We start from the raw sequence: 4,516 nt of genomic DNA, 5'->3' as shown, positions 1-4,516 counted from the left end.
CGTTCGGGAAGTACTGGGCCACGGAGTTGAGCACGATCGTGTCGAAGTGCTCTCGCGGCAGGTCGCCGAAGTCGTGGGCGGGCTGGGTGCGGAGGCGGACCCGGTTGGCGAGGACGGGATCGGCGTCGACGTGCGGCTGGAGCTCGTCGATGACAGTGCGGGAGAAATCCGTGCCCCAGTACTCCTCGCACTCGGGCGCGAGTCGGGCCAGGAGCAGGCCGGTGCCGACACCGATTTCCAGGACGCGGCGCGGCCTCAGGCACCGGATGCGGGCGACGGTCGTGTCCCGCCACTCCCGCATCTCGGGCAGCGGGATCGGCCGGCCGTCGTAACTGCTGTTCCAGCTGGCGAAGTTCTCGCCGAAGGCGGTCTGCTCCGCGGCGGTGTACACGGCGTCGTACAGGTTCTGCCACTCGCTGAGCTGGTCCTGCTCCACAGCCTCGTCGTGGTCGCGCGCCGAGGTGTCGGCTACGACGTAGGCGACGAGCCGGGTGTCGCCGGGCTGGTCCTCGCGGACGACGACGGCGGCCTGCGCGATCTCCGGGTGGTCGGTGAGCACCTCCTCGATCTCGCCGGGTTCGATGCGGAAGCCGCGGATCTTGATCTGGTGGTCGGCGCGGCCGACGAACTCCAGCTCGCCGTCCTGGTTCCACCGCACCAGGTCACCGGTGCGGTACATACGAGCGCCGGACTCGGAAGCGTACGGGTCCGCCACGAACCGCTCCGCCGTCATACCGGGCTTGTTCAGATACCCACGGGCCACACCGGCGCCCGCGATGTACAACTCCCCCACCACACCGGGCGCCACCAACTCCAGCCCCGAACCCAGCACATAAGTCCGCGTGTTGGCGATCGGCCGGCCGATCGGCGGTGCGCCCGCGCCGTCGGCCAGGTCCGCGGCGGTCGACCAGATGGTGGTCTCGGTGGGGCCGTACAGGTTGGTCAGGTCGTCGGTGAGCGTGCGCATCGACTCGGCGAGCGGGGTGGGCAGCGCCTCGCCGCCGACGAGAATACGCAGGCCCCGTAGCGCCTCCGGCTCGTGCGACACCAGCAACTGCCACAACGACGGGGTGCCCTGTACGACCGTGACGCCGTGCCGGGCGATCAGGTCGAGCACGGCGGACGGCTGAGGGACGGCCTCCTTGGGGGCGAGGACGACTGTGGCGCCCGACAGGAGCGGGTGGTACAGCTCCAGCGCGGCGATGTCGAACGCCACCGTGGTGACGGCGAGCAGCCGTTCGCCCGTCCGGAGCGGGACCTGGCGCCGCATTGCTTCCAGGAAGTTGAGCAGCGGCGCGTGCGGTACGACCACGCCCTTGGGGCGACCGGTCGAGCCGGACGTGTAGATCACGTAGGCGGCGGACTCGGGGGCCGGCGGCCCTGCCTGGCCGGTCTCGGCCGGGTCGGTGTCGGGGCAGGCGGCCAGATGTGCGTGTACGTCCGGGGAGTCCAGCACCAGTCGTTCCGCCGAACCACGTTCCGGCGTCCGGGAGTCGGTCGCCAGTGTGGTGAGCAACAGGGCGGGCCGTGCGTCCTCGAGGACGTAGGCGCGGCGACCGGCCGGGTGGTCCGGATCCAGCGGCAGATACGCGGCACCGCTCTTGAGTACGGCCAACAGGGCGACCACCAGCTCGGCCGAACGCGGTAGAGCCAGCGCGACCAGCCGGTCCGGACCCGCGCCCCGGCGCAGCAGGAGGTGCGCGAGGCGGTTGGCGCGGCGGTCCAGCTCCGCATACGTCAGGGAGGTGTCCCCGGCGATGACGGCGACGGCGTCAGGGGTGGCGATGGCCTGCTCGGCGAAGCGGACCGGCAGCAGCTTCTCGCCGACCTCGGTCTCGGTCTCAAGCCAAGTGCCGAGCAATTGCCGGTGTTCGTCGGGGGTGAGGATGTCGATGTGGTTGAGGGGCTGGTCGGGGTGGGTGGTGGCGATGTCGAGGAAGTGCAGCCAACGGTCGAACAGGGCCTGCACGGTAGGCGCGTCGTAGATGTCGCTGGAGTACTCCACAGCCCCGCTGATGCCCTGCGGCTCACCGCGCTCCCCGCGCTGCTCGGCGAGACTGAAGAACAGGTCGAACTTCGCCGTCCCCGTGCGCCCCGGAGCGACATCGATCGTCAGCCCGGGAAGCCGGAAACTCGCCTCAGGCGCGTTCTGCAGCGCCAGCATCACCTGGAACAGCGGATGGTGCGACAGGGTCCGGGTCGGGTTGAGCAACTCGACCAGGTACTCGAACGGGACATCCTGGTGCGCATAGGCGGCCAGACTCCGCTCCCGCACCCGCGCGATCAACTCGGCGAAACTCGGATCACCCGACGTATCCGTGCGCAACACCAGCGTGTTGACGAAGAACCCGACCAACTCATCCAGCGCCTGATCGGTGCGGCCGGCCACCGGACTGCCCACCGGCACATCCTCCCCCGCCCCCAACCGAGTCAGCAAAGCAGCCAGGCCCGCCTGCAACACCATGAACAAACTCGCACCCGACGCCCGCGCGAGATCGGCCAGTCGCCGGTGCAGGTCTGGCTCGATGTCAACGGTGACGTAGTCACCCCGGTAGGTCATCACCGCCGGACGCGGACGGTCCGCAGGCAGCGTCAGCTGATCCGGCAGACCCGCCAACGCCTCCCGCCAGTAGGCGATCTGCGTCGCGAACAGACTGTCCGGGTCGTTCTGGTCACCCAGCAGCTCGTTCTGCCACAACGTGTAATCCGCGTACTGCACCGCCAGCTCACGCCACTCCGGCACCCGCCCCTCCACCCGCGCCGTATAGGCACGCGTGAGATCGGCAGCGAGCGGGCCCAACGACCAACCATCACCCGCAATGTGATGCAGAACCAGGACGAGGACGTGGCGGTCGGGGGCGAGGCGGAACAGCTCGGCGCGCAGGGGGATTTCGCTCGCCAGATCGAAGGCGTGCCGGGCCGCTGACTTCAGGACGTCCGGCAGTTCCGTCTCGGCGATGTCCGTGGTGGGCATCGCGACGTTCACGCCGTCGAGGACGTGCTGGTACGGAGTGCCGTCGGCCTCGGGGAACACCGTCCGCAGACTCTCGTGCCGGGACACCACGTCCCCGAGCGCGGCCCGCAGCGCGTCACGGTCCAACTCACCACTCAGCGTGAGAGTCAGCGGGATGTTGTAGGTGGCGCTCGGCCCCTCCATCTTGTGCAGGAACCACAGGCGGCGCTGAGCGAACGACAAGGGCACCGCGTCGGGCAGTTGCTGCTTGGTCAGGGCGAGCCGTGCGGGCCCGGCGGTGTCGAGCCGGGCCGCGACCGCGCCCGCGGTCCGTGCCTCGAAGAGCGTGCGCAGGCCGATCTCGACGCTGAAGGCGGCCCGGATGCGGGCGATGAGGCGGGTGGCCAGCAGCGAGTGGCCGCCGAGCCCGAAGAAATCGTCGTCCACGCCGACCCGGGGCAGCCCCAGCACCTGCGCGAACAGATCGCACACGATCTGCTCCTGCGGCGTACGTGCCTCCCGTCCGGATACGGTCGGTGCGAAGTCCGGCGCGGGCAGGGCGGCGCGGTCCAGCTTGCCGTTGGCCGTCAGGGGCAGCCTGTCCAGGAGTGCGACGGCCGAGGGCACCATGTGTTCGGGCAGCCGCTCGCGCACGAACTCCCGTGCCTCCCCGGGGCGCAGGGCCTCCCGGGCCACCACATAGGCCACCAGCCGGGGCCTGCCGGGCTGGTCCTCGCGGACGACTACGGCGGCCTGGGTGATGTGGGGGTGCTCGGTGAGGACGTTCTCGATCTCGCCGGGTTCGATGCGGAAGCCGCGGATCTTGATCTGGTGGTCGGCGCGGCCGACGAACTCCAGCTCGCCGTCCTGGTTCCACCGCACCAGGTCACCGGTGCGGTACATACGAGCGCCGGACTCGGAAGCGTACGGGTCCGCCACGAACCGCTCCGCCGTCATACCGGGCTTGTTCAGATACCCACGGGCCACACCGGCGCCCGCGATGTACAACTCCCCCACCACACCGGGCGCCACCAACTCCAGCCCCGAACCCAGCACATAGGCCCGGGTGTTGGCGATCGGCCGGCCGATCGGTGCGGTGAGCGGCCACCTGTCGGGGTCGTCGCTCAAGGTATGGGCCGTGACCACGTGGGTCTCGGTGGGGCCGTAGTGGTTGTGCAGCACGCGCTCCGGTGCCGAGGACTGGAACTCACGGACGACGCGGCTCAGCATGAGGGCCTCGCCGGCCTGCGCGATGGTCCGCAGCCGGGGCAGCGCGCGTCCCTGCTCGACGGCTGCTTCGGCGACAGCTTCCAGCACGAGGTTGGGCGCGAACAGTTCCTCCACTTCGTGCTCGTCCAGCCACTCGACGAACCGGGCCGCGTCCCGCCGGACGTCCTCGTCCGGGATCACCAGGGTCTTGCCGAACATCAGGGCCGACAGCATCTCCTGCGCGGAGACGTCGAAGCTGACGGCCGTGAACTGAGCGGTCCTCGTGCCGGGTTCGCCGCCGATCTGCTCGTGGTGCCACTCCAGCAGGTTCACCAGCGCGCCTGCGGGCATGCT

General features: G+C 70.0%; 1 protein-coding gene. It reads right to left on the bottom strand.

What is annotated here, in order from left to right:
* A partial coding sequence (locus DI272_RS43750; RefSeq protein WP_258314946.1) for a non-ribosomal peptide synthetase occupies positions 1-4,516 on the bottom strand: 4,516 nt, incomplete at both ends.

The sequence above is a fragment of the Streptomyces sp. Act143 genome (assembly GCF_003143935.1).
Lineage (GTDB): Bacteria > Actinomycetota > Actinomycetes > Streptomycetales > Streptomycetaceae > Streptomyces.
The sequence above is the reverse complement of the archived record's forward strand: the minus strand, read 5'-3'. Positions and strand labels throughout refer to the sequence as shown.